Here is a 23,557-nt window from a genome sequence, read left to right as displayed (position 1 = left end):
GCCGGCTTCCCTGCCGGGACCGGCCCCGCCGCCCCCCTTTCCCCGCGCATGGCCCGGCCATGCGCGTTCCCCTCCCCACCGGCAAGCAGATGAGTTCCGCCCACACCCCACGCCTTTCCAGCGCCGCGCTAGCGCGGCTCCCGGCCGGCATCGCCGCCCCCGCCTACGACCGCGCCGCCACCCGCATCGGCATCGTCCACTTCGGTCCCGGCGCCTTCCATCGCGCCCACCAGGCGGTGTACCTGGACGACCTGCTGGCCTTGGATCCGGCGTGGGCGATCAGCGCGGTGTCGTTGCACAGCGCCGGCGTGCGCGATGCGCTGGCGCCGCAGGACGGCCTGTACACCCTGGTGTTGCTGGGCGAACAGCCGGCGCTGCGGGTGGTCGGTTCGATCCGCGAGGTGTTGTGCGCGCCGCAGCAGCGCGAGGCGGTGGCCGCGCGCCTGGCCGATCCCGACGTGCGCCTGGTGACCCTGACCATCACCGAGAAGGGCTATTGCCTGTCCGCCGACGGCGTGGATGCCGCGCATCCGGACATCGCCCACGACCTCGCCAACCCGCAGGCGCCCGTGTCCGCCATCGGCTGGCTGGTCGAGGGCCTGCGCCTGCGCCGCGCGCGCGGCCTGCCGGCCTATACCGTGCTCAGCTGCGACAACCTGGCCGACAACGGCGGCCGCCTGCGCCGCGCGGTGTTCGATTACGCCGGTCGCGTCGATGCGGAGCTGGCGGAGTGGATCGCACGCGAGGTCGCCTTCCCGCGCTCGATGGTCGACAGCATCACCCCGGCCACCGACGACGGTGTGCGCGCGCAGGTGCAGTCCGCGCTGGGCGTGGCCGACGCCTGGCCGGTGCAGCGCGAGCCGTACACGCAGTGGGTGGTGGAGGACGATTTCCGCAACGGCCGCCCGCCGCTGGAACGCGCCGGCGTGGTGATGAGCGGCGACATCGCCGGCTACGACCGCGCCAAGCTGCGCCTGCTCAACGCCCCGCATTCGGCGCTGGCCTACCTCGGTTCGCTGATGGAGCTGGAAAGCGTGGCCGAGGCCATGCGCGATCCGGTGCTGGCGGGCTTCGTCGAGCGGCTGATGCGCCAGGACATCGTGCCTTCGCTGCAGCGGCCGGAGGGCTTCGATCCGGAGGCCTATGTTGGCGCCATCCTCGCGCGCTTCCGCAACCCGGCCATCCGCCACCTGCTGGCGCAGGTCGCCTGGGACGGCTCGCAGAAGATCCCGGTGCGCCTGCTGGGCACCATCGCCGATGCGCTGGCCGCCGGCCGGCCGATCGACCGCCTGTGCCTGCCGGTGGCCGGCTGGCTGCAGTTCGTGCGCCGCCAGGCGGCCCGCGATGTGGCGATCGTCGATCCGCTGGCGGAGACGCTGGCGCAGATCGGCAAGGCATGCACGGGCGATGTTGCCCGGGACGTGAACGCGTTCCTCGCGCTGGACGGCGTGTTCGGTACGCTGGCGGGCGACGCGCGTTTCGCCGCCGTGCTGGGCGAGGCCTACGCCGCGCTCGATCCGGCCACGCCGGAAGCGGTGCGCCTGGCGCTGGCGGCAGCCTAGCCGGATCCGCTCCCCCAACCGTCGAACAGTGGAGTGCCCATGACCGCAAGCCTTACCCGCCACGCCACCGCCGACGGCCCCCGCTGGGCCCTGGACGGCCGCTACCTGCCCGCGGGCTTCAGCCTCGCCGCCTGGCTGGCGTTGCCGGCGCCGGCGGCGCAGGCGGCGCTGCACGATGCCGCCACCGGCGAAGCCGCCGACGGCCCGCTGCTGGCGCCGATCGAGGATGCCCAGGAAGCCTGGGCCAGCGGCGTCACCTACCTCAGCAGCCGCATGGCGCGCGAGGCCGAGTCGCAAAGCGCGGACGTGTACCAGAAGGTCTACGCCGCGCCGCGTCCGGAACTGTTCTTCAAGGCCGCCGGCTGGCGTACCGTCGGCCATGGCCAGCCGATCCGGGTGCGCGGCGACAGCCACTGGAACGTGCCCGAGCCGGAACTGGTGCTGCTGCTCGACGCCGACGGCGCGATCCGCGGCTACAGCGTGGGCAACGACGTGTCCTCGCGCAGCATCGAGGGCGAGAACCCGCTGTACCTGCCGCAGGCCAAGGTCTACGACGGTTCCTGCGCGATCGGCCCGGCGCTCCGCCTGTGCCCGGCCGCGGCCATGACCGACCTGGCGATCGGCCTGCAGATCCTGCGCGGCGGCGCGGTCGCCTTCTCCGGCCAGACCCGCACCTCGCAGATCAAGCGCGGCCTGGACGAGCTGGCCGGCTACCTGTTCCGCGAACTGTCCTTCCCGTTCGGCGCCTTCCTGTTCACCGGCACCGGCATCGTGCCGGACGAATCCTTCACCCTGCAGTCCGGCGACGTGGTACGCATCGAGATCGACGGCCTGGTCCTGGAGAACCCCGTGCAATGAGCAAGTCCAACCTGCAACCCATCCTGCTCGACGGCCGCTGGGTCGCGGCCAACGCGCCCACCGGCAGCTTCCGTGCCTTCGACCCCTCGCAGAAGCTTGAGATCGACAGCCACGACTTCCCCGTCTCCGGCTGGGAAGACCTCGACGCCATGCTCGAAGCCGGCAAGCGCGCCGCGGCCGAACTGGCGCGCCTGCCCGGCGCGCGCATCGCCCAGTTCCTGGAGGCTTTCGCCGCCGGGATCGAGGCGCGCGCCGAGGCGCTGATCGAGTCCGCGCACCGCGAGACCGGCCTGCCGGTGGAGCCGCGCCTGCGCAAGGCCGAGCTGCCGCGCACCACCGGCCAGCTGCGCCAGGCCGCGCAGGCCGCGCGCGACGGCAGCTGGGCGCGGCCGACCATCGACACCGCCAACAACCTGCGCTCCATGCATGCCCCGCTCGGCGGCCCGGTGGTGGTGTTCGGCCCCAACAACTTCCCGTTCGCGTTCAACGGCGTGTCCGGCGGCGACTTCGCCGCGGCCATTGCCGCGGGCAACCCGGTGATCGCCAAGGCGCATCCGGCGCATCCGCATACCTCGCTGCTGCTGGCCCAGGCCGCGGCCGAGGCGGTGCAGGCCAGCGGCCTGCCCTCGGGCACGGTGCAGATGTTCTTCCACACCTCCAACGAGCTGGGCCTGCGCCTGGTCACCGACCCGCGCACCGCGGCCATTGCCTTCACCGGCAGCCGCCCGGCGGGCATGGCGATCAAGGCCGCGGCCGATGCCGCGGGCAAGCCGGCCTACCTGGAGATGTCCTCGGTCAACCCGGTGTTCATCCTCGCCGGCGCCCTGCGCGAGCGCGGTGCGGCGATCGCCGCCGAACTGGCCAGCTCCTGCGCCATGGGTGCCGGCCAGTTCTGCACCCGCCCGGGCATCGCCGTGCTGCCGCCGGGCGAGCACACCGACGCCTTCGTCCAGGAACTGCAGCGGCTGACCGCGGCCACGCCGGCCGGCGTGCTGCTGACCCCGCGCGCGCCGGAAGCCGTGGCCGAGGCGGTGGCCGCGCTGCGCGCCGCCGGCGCCGAACTGCTGGCCGGCGGCGGCATCGCCGAGGAAGCGGCCGGCTACGCCTTCCAGCCGACCCTGCTGCGGGTATCCGGCAAGCGCTTCCTCGAGGCGCCGCACGAGCTGCAGAACGAGGCCTTCGGCCAGGTCTGCCTGCTGGTGCTGGCCGAGTCGGAAGAGCAGATGCTGCAGGTCGCGCATGCGCTGGAGGGCAACCTGACCGGTACCATCTACAGCGACACCGCCGGCTCGGACGATGCGCAGTACGACGTGATCGCGCCGGTGCTGCGCACCCGCGTCGGCCGCCTGATCAACGACCGCATGCCCACCGGCGTGGCGGTGTCGCCGGCGCAGAACCACGGCGGCCCGTATCCGGCCACCGGCCACCCGGCGTTCACCGCGGTCGGCATCCCGGCCTCGCTGCTGCGCTTCTCCGCGTTGCACAGCTACGACAACGTGCGCCCGCACCGGCTGCCGCCGGCGCTGCGCGATGCCAATCCCACCGGCACCCTGTGGCGCCTGGTGGACGGCAAGTGGACCACCGCCGACGCATGAGGTGAACGATGCAGGCTGATGCCCTGGGAGTGATCCTCGGCGACGGAACCGCCCTGGCGGAAACCCGTACCTCCGGCGAGGGTCCGCCCGGGCGCCTGCCGATCGACGATACGATGCTGCGCCAGGCGCCCAGCGGGCACCTGTTCGGCATGACCCAGAATGCCGGCATGGGCTGGCGCGCCAGCGAGATCGCGCGCGATCCGTACCTGATCGTCAGCACCCAGGGTGGCCTGCGTGCCGGGGACGGCCAGCCGGTCGCGCTCGGCCTGCATACCGGCCACTGGGAGATCGACCGCCTGGTGCGCGCGGCCGCGGAGACGTTCGCGGCCAACGGCGGCCTGCCGTTCTCGGTGATGTGCTCGGATCCGTGCGACGGCCGCACCCAGGGCACGACCGGCATGTTCGACAGCCTGCCGTACCGCAATGACGCGGCGATGACCATGCGCCGCCTGGTGCGCTCGCTGCCCACGCGTCGCGGCGTGCTGGGCATCGCCACCTGCGACAAGGGCCTGCCGGCAATGATGCTGGCCCTGGCCGGCTGCGGCGACCTGCCCGGCGTGATCGTGCCCGGCGGCGTGACCCTGCCGGCGCGCGGTGCCGAGGACACGGCCAAGGTGCAGACCATCGGCGCGCGCTATGCGCACGGGCTGATCGACCTGGAACACGCCGCGGCCATGGGCTGCCGTGCCTGCGGCTCGCCGGGTGGCGGCTGCCAGTTCCTCGGCACCGCCGCGACCTCGCAGGTGATCGCCGAGGCGCTGGGCATGGCCCTGCCACACAGCGCGCTGGCGCCTTCCGGCGAGCCGGTATGGCTGGACATGGCGCGGCGCTCGGCGCTGGCCCTGATGCGGCTGGCCCAGGCCGGCACGCCGCTGTCGGCCATCCTCACCCGCAAGGCGGTGGAGAACGCGCTGCTGGTGCATGCGGCCTTCGGCGGGTCCACCAACCTGCTGCTGCACGTGCCGGCGATCGCGCGTGCCGCCGGACTTGCCGCACCCACGGTGGCCGACTGGACCGCGGCCAATCGCGCCACGCCGCGCCTGGTCGACGCGCTGCCCAACGGCCCGCGCCACCATCCCACGGTGCAGGTGTTCATGGCCGGCGGCGTGCCCGAGGTGATGCTGCACCTGCGCGACATGGGACTGCTGCACCTGGACATCCCCACGGTCAGCGGCCGCACCGTCGGCGAGAACCTGGAATGGTGGGAGCACAGCCAGGCACGCCGCATCGCGCGGCAGCGGCTGCGCGAGCTGGATGGCGTCGATCCCGGCAACGTGATCATGGGCCCGGATGCGGCCCGCGCCGCCGGGTTGACATCTGCACTGGTGTTCCCGGTCGGCAACCTCGCGCCGGATGGCTCGGTGATCAAGGCCACCTCGATCGATCCTTCCGTGGTCGACGCGGACAACGTCTACCGCCACACCGGCAGGGCGCGGGTGTTCGCCAGCGAGCACGAGGCCATCGCCGCGATCAAGGCCAGGGGCGAGGGCGCGGTGGTGGCCGGTGACGTCGTCGTGCTGGCCGGCTGCGGTCCGGCGGGTACCGGGATGGAGGAGACCTACCAGCTCACCTCCGCGCTCAAGTACCTGCCCTGGGGCAAGCACGTGCCGGTGCTGACCGATGCGCGTTTCTCCGGCGTTTCCACCGGCGCCTGCATCGGCCATGTTGGGCCGGAGGCGCTGGCCGGCGGACCGATCGGTCGCCTGCGCGATGGCGACCTGGTGCGGATCGTGATCGACCGCAACACGCTGCAGGGGAGCATCGACTTCATCGGCACCGACCAGGCGAACGCGCTGTCGCCGGAGGAAGGCGCGAAGGTGCTGGCCTCGCGCCCGGTGCATCCGGCCATCGCGCCGCATCCGAAGCTGCCGGCCGACACCCGGCTATGGGCCGCGCTGCAGGAAGCCAGCGGCGGGACCTGGGGCGGTTGCGTCTACGACGTGGACGCCATCGTCGAGACCCTGCGCGCCGGCCGCGAGGCGCTGGCGCAGCGCCGCGCGGCAATGGAGGGCTGATCCCGCGCGCCCGCACGAACCGATCGCGCCGGCCATGGCCGGACGTCGTACCACTCACTCCCGGGGAGTTGCTGGATGGCCACGTTCCTCATCATCGCCGCCGCCATCGCGCTGCAGATCCTGCTCACCGCGCGCAAGCTGAGCCCGTTCCTGTCGCTGCTGGTGGTGGCGATCCCGATGGGCCTGGCCCTGGGCATCGCGCCGCAGGACCTGGTCAGGACCATCGATGCCGGCGTCGGCAGCACGCTGGCCGGGCTGGCGCTGGTGATCGTGCTCGGCGCGATCCTGGGCAAGGTGCTGGAGGAAAGCGGCGCGGCGGAAAAGATCGCCACCACCCTGATCGGCGCCTTCGGCGAGCGCAACATCCAGTGGGCGCTGCTGCTGACCGGCTTCCTGGTCGGCATCCCGCTGTACTTCAATGCCGGCTTCATCATCCTGGTGCCGCTGGTCTTCTCGCTGGCGCGACGCACCGGCCTGCCGATCCTGCTGCTGGCCATCCCCACCGTGGCCTCGCTGAGCACCACCCACTGCTTCCTGCCGCCACATCCGGGACCGGTGGTGCTGGTGAATGCCTTCGGCGCGGACATGGGCCGCACCCTGCTGTACGGCCTGGTGATGGCCGTGCCGGCGGTAGTGATCGCCGGTCCCTGGCTTTCGCGCCGGCTGAAATCCATCAACCCGCCGCTGCCGGACCTGTTCAACGGTCCGGAAGATGGTGCGCGCGGCGAGCTGCCGGGCGCGCCATGCTCGTTCCTGATCGCGCTGTCGCCGGTGCTGCTGATCAGCGTCTCGGTGGTTGCCGACGGCCTGCTGCCGGAAGGCCTGGTGCGCACCGCGCTGCTGTTCCTTGGAAACCCGACCGTGGCCCTGCTGCTGTCGACCCTGCTGGCGTTCTGGTTCCTGGGCCATCGCCGCGGCGTGGGCCTGGAGACGCAGACGCGCTGGCTCAATGCCGCCATCGGCGGCATCGCCGTGATCCTGCTGATCATCACCGCCGGCGGCGTGTTCAAGCAGGTGCTGGTCGACAGCGGGGTGGGCGCGACCATCGCTGCCCTGGCCGGGCAGTGGCAGATGCCACCGCTGCTGTTCGCCTGGCTGGCCACCGCGCTGCTGCGGGTGATGATCGGCTCCTCGACCGTGGCGGTGATCACCGCCGCCGGCGTGGTGGGTCCGCTGGTGGAGAGCACCGGCGTGTCGCCGGAACTGATGGTGCTGGCGGTGGGCGCCGGCAGCGTGTTCGGCTCCCACGTCAACGACTCGGCCTTCTGGATGTTCAAGGAGTTCTTCGGCCTGTCCATGGCCCAGACTTTCCGCTCGTGGACGGTGATGGAATCGACCATCTCCGTGGTCGGGCTGGCCGGCGTGCTGCTGCTGGACCTGGCGCTGTAGCCCGCGCCGGCTACAGCATCATCTCCACCTCGAAGCATTCGCCGGGCGCGGGCAGGCGGCCCTCGCTCCAGAACCGCTCCAGCGCCGGACGGACCACGTCGATCGGGGTCGAGGCCCCGCGCCGGCGGCCAAAGCGGGCCAGGTTCCCCGCCTGCAGTTCCAGCATGCGCACGTCCTGGTCGTTGACCTTCTTCAGCAGTGGCCAGGCCAGCAGCCGGATCGCCCAGGCCGGGGCACGCCGGCCTTCCACGTGCAGTCCCACGAACACTTCGGTCGATCCGGCGTCGCGCGGGCTGAAGTGCAGGTCGAACAGGATCCGGCTGCCGTTGGCGTAGCGGTACTCCAGGCGCGCGCTGCCGGGGGCGGCGAACCATGCGCGCTCCATCGTGCGCTCGGACTCGAACAGCCGGTAAAGCAGCCCGGACTGCTTCGGCGTGCCGCGGTAGTCGACGGTGAAGCCTTCGCTGGTGGCCTGGAAACGGGCCCGTGCCGCCACCCTCCGGCTTTCCACCCGGACCAGGCCGGGATGGACGAAGTGGGTGTGCATCGGATCCAGGAAGTTCTCCATGGCATCGAGCACGTGCGCTTTCCAGGTGGTGCGCCACTGGAAGCGGCGCGTGGCCGGGTCCGTGCCGCGGACCAGCTCCGGCGGCGCAGGCTCGCCTTCCGTGCCAGGGCGCACCCACAGGAAGCCGTCGCATTCGACCACCGGGAAGCTGCGTACCTTCACGCCAGGCAGCGGGGCGTGCGCGGGCAGGCCGGGCAGGTGGCGCAACCTGCCTTCGCGGTCGAACGACCAGCCGTGGTACGGACAGCGCAGCTGGCCATCGGCCACGCAGCCGGCCGACAGCGGCACGTGCCGGTGCGGGCAGCGGTCCTCCAGTGCGATCCAGCCGTCGCCGGCGCGGGCCAGGGCGATATGGGTGTCGAGCAGGGTCACGGCCAGCGGCCGCTCGCCCACCTCGCCGGTGCGTGCCACCGCATACCAGTGGCGGTACAGGTCCGGATGCCAGGTCAAAGTGCGAATCTCCGCAACAGGGGCGCACCGAGCCGGCAGCTGGCGGCCGAGAGCAGGTCCAGGGCGCGCTGCGCGCGCGCCGGCAGGTGGCGGGCGTAGACCGCGCTGTACTCGATCGCCGGGCGCCCGCCGCGCAGGCGCTTGAACCCGGCTGCACCGGCACTGAGGTTGACCTCCAGCCCGTGCGCGGCGGCATGCCGGTAGACGTTGATCGCGGCCAGGCGGTAGAGGCCCAGTTCCCGCGGCAGGCCGGTGTCGTAGCCCAGTATCGGCGTGGTCACCACGCGGCCGTGGCCGAACACCCCGGCGATCGCCTGCAGCCGGCCTTCCCCGTCGCGGTGGCCGTGGAAGTGCAGCAGGCCGGCGCGGTGCCAGGCGCGCAGGAAGCCTTCGCCGTACACCGGGTTGAAGCGCGAGTACTTGCCCACGTAGAGCTGGTCTCGCTGCTGCTGCGCCTGGACGCGCTGAAGATCATCGACTACCGGCCGCCGTACCGGATCCGCAAGCTGACCGCGCGCAACTTCACCTGGAGGCGCAACGGCCCGGTGCACGGCTTCTTCCTGGAGCGGATCCTGCCGGAGTTCTTCGCCGCGCCGTTCGCGGAGCCGGAGGACGGCTTCCACTTCCTTGCCGGCATGCTGTCCGACGGCTCCATGCGCTACATCGCCGCGGAGATGGAGAAGCTGGCGCGCGAGTTCGACACCCTCGCCCTCCACGATTCGCAGCTGCCGCTGGAGGCGCGCAACGGCTGCAGCGCGGTGCTGGCCCTGCGCAAGTGGGAGTACTCGGAGTTCACCCGGATCCGGCGCTGAGCTCCCGCCCCGCGCGCGGCCGGTGCGCATGCCTGCCACGGCCGCGCGCGCCGGCTCCTCAGGCGACTGGCGCCGGCAGCATGGCTTCGCCCGGCAGCCCCGCGGCGGCCTGCTCCGCCCCGGCCGCCGACAGGTGCCGCAGCAGCCGCGACAGGGAGATCACGTCCTGGCGGTTGTGCGCCAGCACCCGCCGCAGCAGCCCGGCGCCGCCGCCGCGCAGGTAGCCCAGCCAGGCGGCGGGCGCCTCCGAGCCGGGCAGGTCGTCCTCGCGCACCACCTTCAGTACCTGGCGTTCGATCGTCGCCAGCCGGCAGTTCTCGTACACGCCGCGGTAGCGGCGGCGGGTGGGGTAGAGCAGGTCGACGTGGCGCAGCCCGGCGAACGGGTGCGCGCGTCGCGCCAGGCGGTAGCGGGTGGCCAGCAGCGGCGCGTCGTAGCACTTGCCGTTGTAGCTGCACAGCACCGTGCGCGGGCCGACCCAGCCGGCCAGCACGTCCAGCATCGCGGCCTCGGCGGACGTGCTGGCGATGGTCAGCTGGCGGATGCGCAGCTGGCCGTGGTGCCAGTCCGCCGCGCCGACCATGAAGGCGCGCGTGCCGGTGCCGCCGGCCAGGCCGGTGGTCTCGGTATCGAAGAACAGCAGGTCCGCCGGATCTATCGGCTCGCCGCGGTCGAAGCGGCCGTCGAAGGCCTGCGGCAGCGGCTCGTCGTGCAACCGTTCCTCGACCAGGTACAGGCCTGGCGCGATCTGCTCGCCGGGCAGCTGGCGGTCGCCACTGGCCGGCGTGGCCTGCGGCCGCGCGCGTACCCGCAGCAGGCTGCGCAGCTGGTCCAGGTCGGGGCTGGCCGCCGCGCCGGGCGTGGCCGGGGGCGTCGCCCGGCGCGGCGTGCTGGCTCCGGCCTGGCACTTGAGCTGCTGCAGTTTCGCCAGCGACAGGCTCATGCCGCCTCCAGCGCGCCGAGCACGCGCAGCGCCAGCGCCTTGGGCGTGGTCTCCTCGTCCTCCTGCGCGGCCAGCACCGGGCCGACGCAGGCCGGGCAGCCGGCACGGCAGTCGCAGCGTTCGACCAGTTCGCGTGCGCGCACCACCAGTTCGCGCTGGCGCTTCCACAGCGGCTCGCTCTGGCCCATGCCGCCGGGGTAGTTGTCGTAGAGGTAGACGGTGGGCACGAAGCTGTCGTGGCGGTCGGGATCGACCATGCTGCCGTCCAGTGCACGCAGCTGGCCGCGGCCGCGGCCGTCGCCGCTGGCGAACCAGGCGCCGTCGCCGCTGCCGACCGCCTTCTGCAGGTCGGCCGATTCGGCCATCACCGCGACCTTGGCGACCACGTGCAGGGCGTAGCCGGCGCCGAGGAAGCCGTCCAGCGCGTCCTGGCGGCTGGCGAAGCGCGCCTCCAGCTCGGCCTGTGGCAGCTGCCACCACAGCGCCGAGGTGTGCAGCTCCTGGTCCGGCAGGTTCACCGGGCCATAGCCGATGTTCTCGTGGGTGTAGTAGCGGATCTTCTTGTAGCCGGACACGCGCCTCACCACGTGCACCTCGCCGTGGTGGCAGGTGCCGGCGCCGGCAATCACGCCGTCGAAGCGCTCCAGCACCTTGAGCCTGGTGTAGTCGATCGCATCGGTGTAGTAGTCGACGTGGGTGCGGGTGACGTAGGCCTTGCGGCCCTCCCAGTCCAGCCGCTCCACCTGGTAGGGCACCGACTGCACCATGTGGATCGCGCCCTCGTAGAGCATCAGCGGCGCGGAGCTGAAATCGACCTCGGCGATGATCACCTGGCGGCCATCGGTGCGGTCGACCACCACGAAGTTGCCGTCGGCCACCGAGCGCAGGCTCACCGCGTTGGCCGGGTAGCTGTCGGCGATCCACTCCCAGCGCCCGCCTTCCGGATGCACCACGCCGTCCTCGGCCAGCAGCTGCAGGTACACCTCCGGCTCCACGCTGCCGAAGTGCTCGCCCTGCAGGAACGGCAGCTCGAACGCGGCGCAGCGGATGTGGTCGAGCAGGATCACCGGCTGGTCGGGGGCGATGCGGGCGTGCTCCGGCGGCGCGGCGGAGAAGAATTCCGGATGCCGCACCATGTACTGGTCCAGCGGGTCGGAGCTGGCCACCATCACCCCCAGCGAGGCCTGCCGGCGACGGCCGGCGCGGCCGAAGCGCTGCCAGGTCGCGGCCACCGAGCCCGGGTAGCCGTTGAGCACCACCAGGTCCAGGCTGCCGATGTCCACGCCCAGTTCCAGCGCCGAGGTCGAGACGATGCAATCGATGCGCCCGGCGCGCATGGCCTGCTCGGCCTCGCGCCGCTCGGTGGGCAGGTAGCCGCCGCGGTAGGCGCGCACCCGCGCCGGCTTGCGCGGATCGTTGTCGAACACGTCCTTCAGGTACTTGGTCAGCACCTCGACCATGGTCCGCGAACGCGCGAACACCAGGGTCTTGAGCCCGGCCTTGAGCGCGGCGCGCGCGATGCGGGTGGACTGCGAACGCGCCGAGGCGCGCAGGCCCAGGTCCGGGTTGACCACCGGCGGGTTCCACAGCAGCACGTGGCGGTCGCCGCTGGGCGCGCCGGATTCGGTGATCGCATGGACCTCGTCCTCCAGCAGCGCCTCGGCGTGTTCCTTCGGGTTGCCGATGGTGGCCGAGCACAGGATGAACTGCGGCTTCGTGCCGTAGAACGCGCACACGCGCTTCAGCCGCCGCAGCACGTTGGCCAGGTGCGAGCCGAACACGCCGCGGTAGCTGTGGATCTCGTCGATCACCACGTACTCCAGGCCCTCGAAGAACTGCGCCCACTTGGTGTGGTGCGGCAGGATCCCCTGGTGGAGCATGTCTGGGTTGGAGACCACGATGTCGCCGTTGAGGCGGATCGCCTGGCGCTGGTCGCCCGGGGTGTCGCCGTCGAAGGTGGCCGGCTTCAGGCCCAGGTCGCCGGCGCGGTTGAGCTCCAGCAACTCGGCCACCTGGTCCTGCGCCAGGGCCTTGGTCGGGAACAGGTACAGCGCCTTGGCCTTGCGCGTCATCACCGCGCTGACCACCGGCAGGGTGTAGCACAACGACTTGCCCGAGGCGGTCGGCGTGGCCAGCACCACGTGGCCGCCGCCGGCCACCGCCTCCCAGGCCTCGGCCTGGTGCGAATAGAGCTGTTCGACGCCGCGCGCACGCAGGGCCGCGGCCAGGCGCGGCGGGAGCTCCCGCGGCAGCGGTGCGTAGCGGCCCTCGCGCCCGGGCTGGACGAAGTGGCCGGTGACCCGGCCCTGGTACTTGCCGGCCAGGCGCAGGGCGAAGCTGGCGCCGTCGGGTTCGGGCACGGGCAGGGCGGGGCGGTCGAACGCGGTCAGGGGGGCTAGTTCGGGCATGGCGGCTCCAGCGTGGAGCGCGGGGTTGTACGCGGCTGCCGTCTCAATCCGTGCGACGCGGCGGCGGCCGACCTGTCCGCTTCAGGCTGGCGCACACCGCCGGGCCGCGGCACCATCGGCCGCGGGTAGACCCAAGGGGGGGGAGATGCATGCGCAAGTCCATGTGCGCGCTGGCCGCGCTGGTGCTGGGCCTGGCCTGCGGCGGCGCCCGCGCCGACACCTGGCGCTGCTTCAACGACGTGGAGGTGACCTGCCTGGAGGATGGCTGCAGCGCCGCCAACAAGGGCGAGTTCACCCCCATGGACCTGGCCTTCGCCAGCGATGGCGGCCTGTCGCTGTGCGCCTACACCGGCTGCTGGGACGGCACCGGGCGGGTGCTGGCGACCTCGCCGTTCCTGGTGATCGCCGCGCGCCGGCTGCCGTGGTCCGATCCCCATGGCGGACCGGACCGCGAGCGCGACATCCTCGTGGCCTTCGATCCGGCCGACCGCATCGCCGTGGTCAAGGCCGGGGGCTGGGCGCATCCGCTGCGCTGCCAGCCCGGGCAGGCCGGCGGGGAAGGCTGAGCGCGGCGCCTACCTGCCCTGCGGCACCCGCAGCACCGCCTCCAACGCCGGCTTGGGCTGGCGCTGGCGGTCGAACAGCAGCGGGTAGTTGGTGCGGCCGGGGATCGGGTAGCCGTTCTTCCAGGACATGTCGTCGGCGATGCCCCACACCGCCACCCGCGCCAGCTTGTCGCGCTTGCGGTGGAACAGCGCGAACAGCTCGGCGTAACGGTCGGCCAGCTGGCGCTGCACTTCGTCCGGCAGTCCTTCGCGGTACGGGTCGAGGAAGCGCTTGAACTCGGGCAGCTGGAACTGCGGGTGCAGCATGCACTGGCCGATGATCTGGCCTTCCTTCGTCAGCGGCAGCACGTCCACGTCCAGCTCGGTGACCATCACCTTGACCCCGGCGGCGTGGTAGGCGTCGATGGCAGCCTCGATCTCGGTGAGCGAGGGGTAGTTGAGGCCCCAGTGGCCCTGGATGCCGACGCCGTCGATGCGGATGCCGTGCGCCCGCAGCATCTCCACCATGCGCACGATGCCGGCCACCTTCTCCGGGCGCCAGGCGTTGAAGTCGTTGTAGTACAGCTCGGCATCCGGTGCGGCCTCGGAAGCGAAGCGGAAGGCGTCGCGCAGCAGCGCATCGCCGTCGCCGCCGTAGGCGCGCACCCAGGCGGTATCGCGGTAGCGGCCATCCTCGCCGATCTGCTCGTTGACCACGTCCCAGGCATGCACCTTGCCGGCGTAGCGCCCGGCCACGGTGTGGATGTACTGGCGCAGGCGGCCGCGCATCGTCGCCGTGTCCGCCGGCCTGCCGGCGTCGTCCTGGAAGAACCAGTCCGGGGTCTGGTTGTGCCAGACCAGGGTGTGGCCGACGACGAACATGCCGTGCCTGCGGCCGAACCCGACGAAGGCATCGGCGCGTTCGAAGTCCCACCTGCCCGGCTCCGGGTGCAGGACCTCGGCCTTCATCGAGTTCTCCAGGGTGACGGCGTTGAAGTGCCGCACCGCCAGCGCCTGCTGCGCCGCGTCCTCGCCGCTGACGATGGCGTCGTTGACCGCAGTGCCGACCAGGAAGTCGTCGCGGTAGGCCTCCCTGAGCGTCTGCGGTGCGGCCAGGACGTTGCCGCAGGCCAGGGCCAGGGTGGCAAGCAGGGCGGTGCGGGGACGGATCATGGGCAGGCTCCGGTGGTCGACGGGATCGCCGCGCGCCGGGGAGGCGTCGCGGCGCGGGTTACAGCCTGTACGCGCGCTTGGGCAGGTGGTAGGCCAGGTCCACGGCGACCTCCGCGGCCTCGTCCTCGTCCAGCCGGTGCTCGGCCACCAGTTTGGCCAGCACCGCGCAGTCGATGCGGCGGGCCACGTCGTGGCGGGCGGGGATGGAAAGGAAGGCGCGGGTGTCGTCGTTGAAGCCGACGGTGTTGTAGAAGCCGGCGGTGCTGAGGGTCTGTTCGCGGAAGCGCCACATGCCCTCCGGCGCGTCGTGGAACCACCAGGCCGGGCCCAGGTACAGGCAGGGGTAGTGGCCGGCCATCGGGCCCAGCTCGCGCGAGTAGGTGCTCTCGTCGAGGGTGAACAGGATGAAGGTGAAGCCGGGCTCGTTGCCGAAGCGGTCCAGCAGCGGCTTGAGCGCGTGCACGTAGTCGGTGGCCAGCGGCAGGTCGGCACCGACGTTGCGGCCGTGGCGGGCGAACAGCAGCGGGTTGTGGTTGCGGTAGCAGCCCGGGTGCAGCTGCATCACCAGGCCATCGTCCAGGCTCATGGCCGCCATCTCGGTCAGCACCTGGCCGCGGAACAGCGCCGCTTCCTCGCGCGAGAAGCCGCCCTTGAGGATCTTCGCGAACAGGCGTTCGGCCTCGGCCCGCGACAGGTCCGCGGTCAGCGCGCTCTCGTGGCCGTGGTCGGTCGAGGTCGCGCCCAGCGACCTGAAGAAGGCGCGGCGGTTGCGGTGCGCGCGCAGGTAGCCGTCCCAGCTGTACACGTCCTCGCCGGTGATCGCGCCGAAGCGTTCCAGCGCGGCGGCGAACGCCTCGTGCTCGGGATCGACCACCTCGTCGGGGCGGTAGGCGGTCACCACCTTGCCCTTCCAGCCGCTGTCGCGGATCGCCTGGTGGTGGACCAGCGGGTCCAGCGGCCCCTCGGTGGTGGCGATCACCTCGATGTCGAAACGCTCGAACAGGGCGCGCGGGCGGAAGGCCTCGTCCTGCAGCGCGGCGGTGATGGTGTCGTAGTAGTGGTCGGCGGTGCCGGCGTCCAGGCGCACGCGCAGGCCGAACACCTCGTGGAACACGTGGTTGAGCCACAGCGAGGAGGGCGTGCCGCGGAACAGGTGGAAGTTGCGCGCGAACAGGCGCCAGGCCTCGCGCGGGTCGACCGCGGCGCGGCTGCCGTCGGCGCGGGGGATGCCCAACGCGTCCAGGCCGATGCCCTGGCTGTAGAGCATGCGGAACACGTAGTGGTCCGGCACCAGCAGCAGCTCGGTGGCGTTGGCGAAGCTGGCGTTGCCGGCGAACCAGGCCGGGTCGGTATGCCCGTGCGGGCTGATGATCGGCAGCCCCTCGACCTGCGAATACAGGCGGCGCGCGATCGCGCGCTGGGTCGGATCGGAGGGGAACAGGCGGTCTTCGTGCAGGTGCAGCGGGCGGCCGGTGGTGCTCATGGATCTTCCGTGTCGATGCGGGTGGGTGGAGGACGCGCGCCGTCAGCGGCGCGCGCTTTCCGCGGGTCCGAGGGTGGTGGGGATGGGCCGGCGCGCCAGCTCGATGCGCTGGAACACCAGCGCAGGATCGACCAGCCACAGCTTCACCGTGTTGGCGCCGGCGCGCACGCGGTGGCGGGAACGGGCCACGTGCACGTTGTCGATCACCGCCGCTTCCCAGGCGGTGAAGTCCGGATCGCCGGGGCTGGGATCCAGGCGGATGTTGACCAGTTGCGGCGGCTCGTCGTTGACCGAGACCGCGTAGCGCAGGCCGCCGCGGTTGCGCACGTCCAGGGTCGGCGAGACCAGCACGCGCAGCTCGACCTCGCCGTCCTCGTGCATCACCACCGGGTATTCCAGGCGCGCGCCGTCGCCGCCGGGCACCAGCGGTTCGCCGGTGGCCGGCCAGGCGGCGACCGCCGACAGGGTGCGGCCCAGGTTGGGGATCACCTGCCACCGCCCGCCGGGCGGCGGCACCGCGCGCGCGTAGTGCTCTGCCTCGATCGCCACCACGCCGTCGCCCTCGACGAAGCCGCGCGCGCCGCGATGCTGCGGCGGCTTGTGCACCGGCACGGTTACGTAGACTTCGGTCCAGTCCTGGCCACGGATGTAGACCACGCCCTCGTGGCGGCCTTCCGGCAGGGCATCCCAGTCGATTTCCAGCTTGAGCGGCTGCTCGTCGGCCACTTCGCCGGAAGCCGGGGAAACCTTCAGCCACGGCGCGCGGCTGGTGGCGGTGAAGGCGATCGGCGCCTGGCCGCGGTTGAACACCACCACCTCGCGGGTCGGGGCGGCGACCGGATCCAGCTCCGGCAGGCGCGGGGCCTTGAGCAGGGCGGGGTAGGCCAGCGGATCGCCTTCCACCGCCACGCCGGTCACGCCCTTTTCCGGCGCGTCGACGCTGGCCAGCGCCGGCAGGATGTTGCGCGGCGGCGACTGCCAGTGGGTATAGCCGATCCGCGGCTGGCTCATCATGTGGATCCACTTGCCGCCGGCGATCTCCTGCTCGTACACGCGCTGCAGCTCGGCGTCGCGGGCGAACAGCTTGCGTGCCTGTTCGGCCCAGGCATTGGCCGAAGCGCGGCCCTGGGCGGCGTAGAGCCGGTTGCGCGCCACCGCCACGTGCAGGTGGTTGAGGTTGGCGCTGGCCAGCACCGGGTATTCGACCAGCTGGTACCAAGCGTCGCGATGGCTGGCCGGGATCTTCGGCGCCAGTGCCTGCACCTGCGCCACCAGCGCATCCCATTCGGACAGCACGCGCCCGGCCTCGCGGTCGTGGACCAGGCTCCAGGTGGCGGCGTCGATCAGTTCCGGCTTGCGCCGCGCGTTGAGCCGGGTATAGCGGGTGAGGATGTCACCGATGGCCTGCGCATGCGCCGGGCCGAACTGCTCGGCCGCCCAGCGCGCCGGGTAGGTCCTGATCCATTCCAGGTCGGCCGCGTCCGGATCCCAGGCCTGGTCGAGGAAGGCGCTGATCGGCAGTTCCTGCGGCTTGATGTCGCCGACGTTGACCACCCACAGCCGCTCCACGCCGTGGGCCCAGGCCAGGCGCATCTGTTCCCAGGCGCGTTCGACCTGGGTGGTGTTGAGCCACTTGTAGTTGCGCGGGCCGCCGACGTAGTCGAAGTGGTAGTACACGCCGTAGCCGCCGGGGCGCTTGTCGGCCGGGTCGGGCAGGCGGCGGATGTTGCCCCAGTTGTCGTCGGCGAACAGCAGGGTGACGTCGTCGGGCACGCGCATGCCCTTGTCGTAGTAGTCCTGCACTTCCTTGTACAGCGCCCACACCTGCGGCACCTGCTCCACCGGCTTGCCGGTGGCCTCGCCGATGATCCGGCGCTGGTCGGCCACGATCTGCTCCAGCAGCGCGGTGGCGGTCTCCTCGCTCATCGGCTCGTCGCCGTCGCCGCGCATGCCCAGGGTGACGACCGCCTCGCGTCCCTGCAGGCGCTCCACGCCGCCGCGCCAGAACTCCTGCAGCACCTGCGCGTTGCGGCGGTAGTCCCACGGGCCCTTGCCGTAGCGCGACCACTCGTCGTGCGCGCGCATCATCGGCTCGTGGTGGCTGGTGCCGATCACCACGCCGTAGGCGTCGGCGACTTCCGCATTCTTTGGATCGTCGTCGTAGAACGCGCGCGGCAGCCACATCGCCGGCCACAGGAAGTTGGCCTTGTGGCGCATGACCAGCTGGAACACGCGCTCGTAGAACTGGTGGTTGGTGCCGCCGAAGGTCGCCTTGCTCCAGCCGCCCAGGGCCGGGTCCTCGTCGTTGATGAAGATGCCGCGGTAGCGCACCTTGGGCGCGTCGACGAAGCGGCCCGGCGCGACGTGCAGGCTGGCGCGCCTGGGCGGCGGCACGTCGGCCCACCAGGTCCAGGGCGAGACGCCGATCCGGCGCGACAGCTCGTACAGGCCGTAGGCGGTGCCGCGGCGGTCGGCGCCGGCCACCAGCAGGGCGCGCTCGATGCCCGGCTCCGGCCGCTCCACCACCTGCAGCAGGTAGGCCTCCCACACGCCGCTTACGCCACCGGTATCAATCCGGTGTTCGCGGACGATGCGATCGACCCGCGGGCTGCGGCCCAGGGTGCCGGCGATGATCGCCAGCTTCGGCGTGGCGGCCTCCGCCGCCGGCCGCCCCGCGACCGCCGCCAGGTCGCCGCGCAGCGCCTCGGCGGCCCGCTTCACTGCCTCGAAGTCGCCCTCGTCCACCAGCACCGGTAGCGGGGTGCCGCGCTCGATCAGCGGCAGGCTGCCGGCGCTGCGGGCTTCGCACACCGCGGCCGGGGCGCGGCAGTCCTGGCGCGCGAGCACCGCGCCCGGGATCAGGAGCACGGCGCCCAGCAGCAGGGCAAGGTGTCGCTTGGTCATCAACGTCTCTCTCGCATCGGCGGCCGCGGCCGGCGCACGTGGCACCGGTCGCGGCGTCAGTGGGGCACGCGCCGGCTCAGGAGCCGGGCGCGCGCGGGAGTTCGAAACGGGCCGGTTCCAGGCGCGGCGCCAGCAGGTGCACCACCAGCAGCGCGACCACGTAGGCCGAGCCCGCGATCAGGAAGATCGTGCCGTAGCTGCCGGTGGACTGCAGTTGCGCGCCGGTGAACAGCGACATGGCCATGCCACCCACCGCGCCGGCGAAGCCGCCGATGCCCACCACCGAGGCCACGGTCTGGCGCGGGAACATGTCCGAGGGCAGGGTGAGCACGTTGGCCGACCAGCCCTGGTGGCCGGCCATGGCCAGGCCGATCAGGCCCACCGCCAGCCACAGGTTGTCGACCTGGGTCACCAGCGCCACCGGCGCCACGCACAGCGCGCACACAAGCATCGCGCCCTTGCGCGCGCGGTTGAGGTTCCAGCCCAGGCGCACGAAGCACCCGGCCAGCCAGCCGCCGGCGATGCTGCCGAAATCGGCCATCAGGTACACCACGATCATCGGCGGGCCGATCTTGGCCAGCGACAATCCGTACTCGGAGGCGAGGAACTTGCCCAGCCAGAACAGGAACAGCCACCACACCGGGTCGGTGATGAACTTGGCGGCCACGAACGACCAGGCCTGGCGGTGGCGCAGCAGCCGCAGCCACGGCACCTTGACCGTGGACTCCGGCGGGTCGGAGCGGATGTGCGCCAGCTCGGCCGGCGACAGCTTCGGGTGCTGCTCCGGACTGCGGTAGCGCGCCAGCCACACCGCCAGCCAGGTCGCGCTGAGCACGCCGGTGCACAGGAACGCCGCCTGCCAGCCCCAGGCCACGGCCACCACCGGCACCATCAGTGGCGCGGCGATCGCGCCGATGTTGGAGCCGGCGTTGAAGATGCCCACCGCGAACGCGCGCTCGCGCTTGGGAAACCACTCGGCCACGGTCTTGACCGCGGCCGGGAAGTTGCCGGCCTCGCCCAGGCCCAGCGCGAAGCGCGCGACGATGAAGCCGAGCACGCTGGCCGCCAGCGCGTGGCCCATTGCCGCCAGCGACCAGATGCTGATCGCCAGCGCGTAGCCGATGCGGGTGCCGAAGCGGTCGATCACCGCGCCGGCGCACAGCAGGCCGATCGCGTAGGCGGCCTGGAAGGCGATGACGATGTAGCCGTACTCCAGCTCGCTCCAGCCGATCTCGTGCTGCAGGAACGGCGCCAGCACGCCCAGCACCTGGCGGTCGATGTAGTTGATGGTGGTCGCCGCCAGCAGCATGGCGCACACGCGCCAGCGGTAGCGACCGATGGATCCGGCGGCGGCCGGGCTGGCCTTGTTCACCGGTTACCTCCGCGCACCGCGCTGCTGCAACGCAACACAAAATGTCTTTTACTGCAGCGCAGCATAAACCCTCCCGCGAAAGTGAACCGCATTGATATCGGTATCATTAACACAGCGGGATAACCATCACCAAGGCATCCGGCCGCAAAAACAGGGATGTCAGCGCTGTCATCCCGAGCCCGCAAAAGTCCCTTGAAAAACAGCGCTTTTCATCGTGCGCTGCAACATCCGCGCATTCAGCCAACACGCGCTTGCGTACGGTTTTCAGCGGGCGCTACCATCGCCGCCGCTCATGGGACCGGTATCATTGATTTCAAACTGATATCGCCCGGTAGCGGAACCCACATACCAATCAGCGAAAGACACCGGTGGACTGCGGCACCCCCTTGAGTCGCGCCGCCGGCCACCAGAAACGGGAGGGAGTACGGTGAAGAAGCCTTGCAAGACAGAACTGTCGCGCGCCCTGGGCCTGCTGTGCCTGGCGCTTGCCAGCGGCGGCGCCATCGCGCAGGACAACGAGGCCGGCCAGGATGAGCAGGCCGTCCAGCTCGACACGGTGACCGTGCGCGGTTTCCGCCAGAGCCTGCAGTACTCGACCGAAGCCAAGCGTGACTCCACCGGCTTCACCGATTCGATCTTCGCCGAGGACATCGGCAAGTTCCCCGACACCAACATCGCCGAGTCGCTGTCGCGCGTGCCCGGCATCCAGCTCAACCGCGACGTCAACGGCGAGGGCTTGAACGTCGCCATCCGCGGCCTGCCCAACAGCTTCACCAAGACCACCATCAACGGCGCCTCGGTGGCGACCGCCTCGATCGGCCTGGATGCGACCAACCAGAACCGCGAGGTCGACCTCAACATCTTCCCGACCGAGTTCTTCAACCAGCTGACGGTCTACAAGTCGCCGACCGCGAACCTGCCGGAAGGCGGCGCCGCGGGCGTGATCGACATGCGCAACATGCGCCCGTTCGACATGCCGGGCACCCACCTGACCTACTCGCTGCAGGCCGACTACAACGACAACAGCGAGAAGGCCAGCCCGCGCGGCACCCTGATCGGCTCCTGGACCAACGCCGACGGCACCTTCGGCGTGCTGGCCGGCGTGACCTCGCAGCGCGGCAAGCTGGGCGTGGAGGGCTACGAGACCATCGGCTGGACCAACCCGAACCTGACCAACGCCCAGTGCGGCAGCGGCGGCGACCCGGCCGCCTTCCCGGCCCTCGGCCAGCCGTGCAATGTCACCGGTGGTAACGGTTGGCGCATCCCGGACGTGGTGCCGAACAACGCCGCCACCATCGCCGCCGGCCTGGCCCCGGGCCAGGCGATCGACGCCGCCTGGCTGGAGGCCAACAACCCGGGCCTGAGCACCGCCCAGATCGGCGAAGCGCTGATCCCGCGCCTCGGCCGTCCGGTGCACATGTCCGGCGACCGCGACCGCGACGCCTTCCTCGGTTCGGTGCAGTGGCGCCCGAACGAGACCGTCGAGGCCTACGTCGACGTGCTGTACACCGAGGCGCACCGCACCAACCAGCGCCTGGACATGAACCTGGTCGGCCGCAACGGCGCGATGATCCCGCTGAACATGCAGCTGGACGCCAACAACGTCGTCACCAGCGCCACCTTCACCAACGCCCAGTTCTTCCTGGAAGCGCGCCCGTACGTCGAGGACGTCAAGTACTGGCACGTGACCCCGGGCGCGACCTTCTGGTTCGGCGCCGACCAGAACATCAAGCTGGACGTGCAGGCCAACGCCAGCCGCAGCTGGATGTTCCGCGAGTCGCCGACGATCCTGTTCAACTCGCCGTTCACCACGCTGCAGTACACCAACAACGGCAGCATCCCGAGCTGGACCACCGACATCGACCTCAACGACCCCAACCTGGGCTGGACCTGGGAGGGCGGCCGCGTGTGGGCCCAGAACGAGAAGCGCGTCACCGAGACCAGCGGCTTCCGCGCCGACCTGCAGCTGGGTGACGACCGCAACAACGTCAGCTTCGGCGTGGCGTGGGACAACAACAAGCGCCGCATCCAGGGCTTCGGCGACACCGGCAGCGGCTGGCAGCCGTACGCCTTCGACCTGGTCGACGACGCCAGGCTGGCCGACTACATCGTGCCGGGCCCGGCGGGCTTCGTCTCGGTGGACTACAAGCGCTTCATGCGCGACACCAACTACGCCCAGTACCGCGACGCGGCGGACGAGGCGGCCGGCCCGAACACCGGCGGCTCCACCGGCGGCTTCGACGAGACCACCAAGGCGGCCTACGTCATGGTCAACGGCGAGTCGGAGATCATGAACCGCGGCCTGCGCTACAACTTCGGCGTGCGCTACGTGACCACCGACCAGGAGATCAGCGGCCCGGTGACCATCGGCGGCAACCGCTTCTGGCAGACCCTGGACGGCGACTACTCCGAGTGGCTGCCTTCGTTCAGCGCCGCCTGGGACGTGGCCGACAACGTGGTGCTGCGCACCTCGGCCTCGCGCACCATGACCCGCCCGAACCCCAGCTCCATGCTGCCGGCGACCACCTTCACCGACATCTCGGCGCAGGTGGCCAACCAGGGCAACCCGGACCTGACCCCGTACATCTCCACCAACTTCGACATCGGTGGCGAGTGGTACACCGGGGCCGAGGGCTTCGTCGGCCTGACCTTGTTCAACAAGCGCGTGGAGGGCTACACCTACCAGGGCGTGACCACCCGTCCGTTCCGCAGCCTGGGCATTCCGTTCGAGGACCTGGTCGACTCGCAGCAGCAGGCGATCAACTCGCGCGGCGGCCCGGACGTGGCCACGGTCAACGTGCAGCAGCAGGTCAACGCCGACGCCGAGCTGGAGATCCGCGGCTGGGAGGCGATCTGGGTGCAGCCGCTGAGCGTGGTGCTGGAAGGCCTGGGCTTCATGGCCAACTACACCAAGTTGGACATCAAGACCCTGGGCCGCGACGCGGAGGCGCTGTCCAACAACGTCTACGGCGTCGCCCCGTCGCTGTGGAACGCCACCGCCTACTGGGAGAACGAGGTCGCCTCGGTGCGCCTGTCCTACACCTGGACCGAGGGCGCCACCGGCACCGGCCCGAACCAGCAGGGCATCCCGTTCGCGCAGATCTACGGCGAGGACCGCGGCCAGCTCGACCTGTCGGCCAGCTACACGCTGAAGAACATCAGGACCCAGCCGCAGCTGACCTTCAACGTGCTGAACCTGACCGGCGAGGAGCGCCGTTCGTACTTCGCGTTCCCGAACGCGGTGAACGACCTGTACGACCCGGGCCGGACCGTCACCGTGGGCATCCGCGGCACGTTCTGATTGCTGCACTGCAGTAAGGATTGCGGCCCACCCGGCGCTCCGGCGCCGGCGTGGGCCGCGTCCTTTCCGGGGGCGGAAAACCCTTGGAAACAAGGCTTTTGCGCGCGTCCGCCAGGCCCGCGCGGAAGCGCCGCATGAGCGGTCAAGCAATGCCTGCGCGGACAGGCCGGCACAAGCCT

Annotated in this window: 15 protein-coding genes and 1 pseudogene; 8 read left to right on the top strand and 8 right to left on the bottom strand. The window is 71.3% G+C overall.

Annotated features, from left to right (window positions below):
• Positions 1–89 precede the first annotated feature (89 nt).
• The 5 genes from EIM47_RS13555 (at position 90) to EIM47_RS13535 (ending at position 7,419) form a co-directional block, all read left to right on the top strand.
• Positions 90–1,562: a mannitol dehydrogenase family protein gene (locus EIM47_RS13555; protein ID WP_125077210.1), complete on the top strand. Its 1,473-nt coding sequence runs from the start codon at positions 90–92 to the stop codon at positions 1,560–1,562.
• A 39-nt stretch (positions 1,563–1,601) separates the two neighbouring features.
• On the top strand, positions 1,602–2,420 hold the full coding sequence (locus tag EIM47_RS13550; protein WP_019397921.1) for a fumarylacetoacetate hydrolase family protein: 819 nt from the start codon (positions 1,602–1,604) through the stop codon (positions 2,418–2,420).
• The gene (locus EIM47_RS13545) at positions 2,417–4,015 is read left to right on the top strand and encodes an aldehyde dehydrogenase family protein (RefSeq protein WP_125077201.1); all 1,599 of its coding nucleotides are present in this window, start codon (positions 2,417–2,419) and stop codon (positions 4,013–4,015) included. The genes EIM47_RS13550 and EIM47_RS13545 overlap by 4 nt, the downstream gene beginning before the upstream one ends.
• Before the next feature lie 8 nt (positions 4,016–4,023).
• Positions 4,024–6,030 carry a YjhG/YagF family D-xylonate dehydratase gene (locus EIM47_RS13540; protein ID WP_125077200.1) on the top strand — a complete coding sequence of 669 codons (2,007 nt, stop codon included), beginning with the start codon at positions 4,024–4,026 and terminating at the stop codon, positions 6,028–6,030.
• A gap of 75 nt (positions 6,031–6,105) precedes the next feature.
• Complete coding sequence (locus tag EIM47_RS13535) at positions 6,106–7,419, top strand: gluconate:H+ symporter (RefSeq protein ID WP_019397918.1); 1,314 nt, start codon at positions 6,106–6,108, stop codon at positions 7,417–7,419.
• Positions 7,420–7,429: 10 nt separating this feature from the next.
• On the opposite strand, the gene EIM47_RS13530 is transcribed toward EIM47_RS13535, so the two are convergent.
• Entirely contained in the window at positions 7,430–8,437 is a 1,008-nt protein-coding gene (locus EIM47_RS13530) for an aromatic ring-hydroxylating dioxygenase subunit alpha (RefSeq protein WP_125077199.1), read from the bottom strand.
• Entirely contained in the window at positions 8,434–8,718 is a 285-nt protein-coding gene (locus tag EIM47_RS13525) for a hypothetical protein (protein WP_164514616.1), read from the bottom strand. Before EIM47_RS13525 ends, EIM47_RS13530 begins: the two co-directional genes overlap by 4 nt.
• A 9-nt stretch (positions 8,719–8,727) precedes the next feature.
• Between EIM47_RS13525 and EIM47_RS13520 the strand changes: the two genes are divergently transcribed.
• Positions 8,728–9,249 (top strand): hypothetical protein, encoded by a 522-nt coding sequence (locus tag EIM47_RS13520; RefSeq protein ID WP_205948726.1) that lies wholly within the window; start codon positions 8,728–8,730, stop codon positions 9,247–9,249.
• Positions 9,250–9,307: 58 nt separating this feature from the next.
• Here EIM47_RS13520 and EIM47_RS13515 read toward each other — a convergent pair.
• Both EIM47_RS13515 and EIM47_RS13510 read right to left on the bottom strand, forming a co-directional pair.
• A pseudogene (locus EIM47_RS13515) lies at positions 9,308–10,087 on the bottom strand (ribonuclease H-like domain-containing protein); the annotation flags it as partial.
• A 101-nt stretch (positions 10,088–10,188) separates the two neighbouring features.
• Positions 10,189–12,600: a DEAD/DEAH box helicase gene (locus EIM47_RS13510; protein WP_125077197.1), complete on the bottom strand. Its 2,412-nt coding sequence runs from the start codon at positions 12,598–12,600 to the stop codon at positions 10,189–10,191.
• Positions 12,601–12,749: 149 nt separating this feature from the next.
• On the opposite strand from EIM47_RS13510, the gene EIM47_RS13505 reads away from it, so the two are divergent.
• Positions 12,750–13,166 carry a hypothetical protein gene (locus EIM47_RS13505; protein ID WP_019397913.1) on the top strand — a complete coding sequence of 139 codons (417 nt, stop codon included), beginning with the start codon at positions 12,750–12,752 and terminating at the stop codon, positions 13,164–13,166.
• Between the two features lie 9 nt (positions 13,167–13,175).
• Here EIM47_RS13505 and EIM47_RS13500 read toward each other — a convergent pair whose 3' ends face one another.
• The 4 genes from EIM47_RS13500 to EIM47_RS13485 all read right to left on the bottom strand — a co-directional run bounded on the left by EIM47_RS13500 (position 13,176) and on the right by EIM47_RS13485 (position 20,077).
• The gene (locus tag EIM47_RS13500; protein ID WP_019397912.1) at positions 13,176–14,318 is read right to left on the bottom strand and encodes an endo-1,4-beta-xylanase; all 1,143 of its coding nucleotides are present in this window, start codon (positions 14,316–14,318) and stop codon (positions 13,176–13,178) included.
• 58 nt (positions 14,319–14,376) lie between these two features.
• Positions 14,377–15,801, bottom strand: coding sequence for a glucuronate isomerase (uxaC, locus tag EIM47_RS13495; protein WP_019397911.1), 1,425 nt, complete (start codon positions 15,799–15,801; stop codon positions 14,377–14,379).
• Between the two features lie 42 nt (positions 15,802–15,843).
• Entirely contained in the window at positions 15,844–18,705 is a 2,862-nt protein-coding gene (locus EIM47_RS13490) for a glycosyl hydrolase 115 family protein (RefSeq protein WP_125077196.1), read from the bottom strand.
• A gap of 76 nt (positions 18,706–18,781) precedes the next feature.
• The gene (locus EIM47_RS13485; protein WP_125077195.1) at positions 18,782–20,077 is read right to left on the bottom strand and encodes an MFS transporter; all 1,296 of its coding nucleotides are present in this window, start codon (positions 20,075–20,077) and stop codon (positions 18,782–18,784) included.
• Positions 20,078–20,504: 427 nt separating this feature from the next.
• Between EIM47_RS13485 and EIM47_RS13480 the strand changes: the two genes are divergently transcribed.
• Complete coding sequence (locus tag EIM47_RS13480) at positions 20,505–23,378, top strand: TonB-dependent receptor (RefSeq protein ID WP_125077194.1); 2,874 nt, start codon at positions 20,505–20,507, stop codon at positions 23,376–23,378.
• Positions 23,379–23,557 lie beyond the last annotated feature (179 nt).

The organism is Pseudoxanthomonas sp. SGT-18 (genome assembly GCF_003931645.1).
Lineage (GTDB): Bacteria > Pseudomonadota > Gammaproteobacteria > Xanthomonadales > Xanthomonadaceae > Pseudoxanthomonas.
Note: the sequence above shows the minus strand (reverse complement) of the source record. Positions and strands in the feature narration are given on the sequence as shown.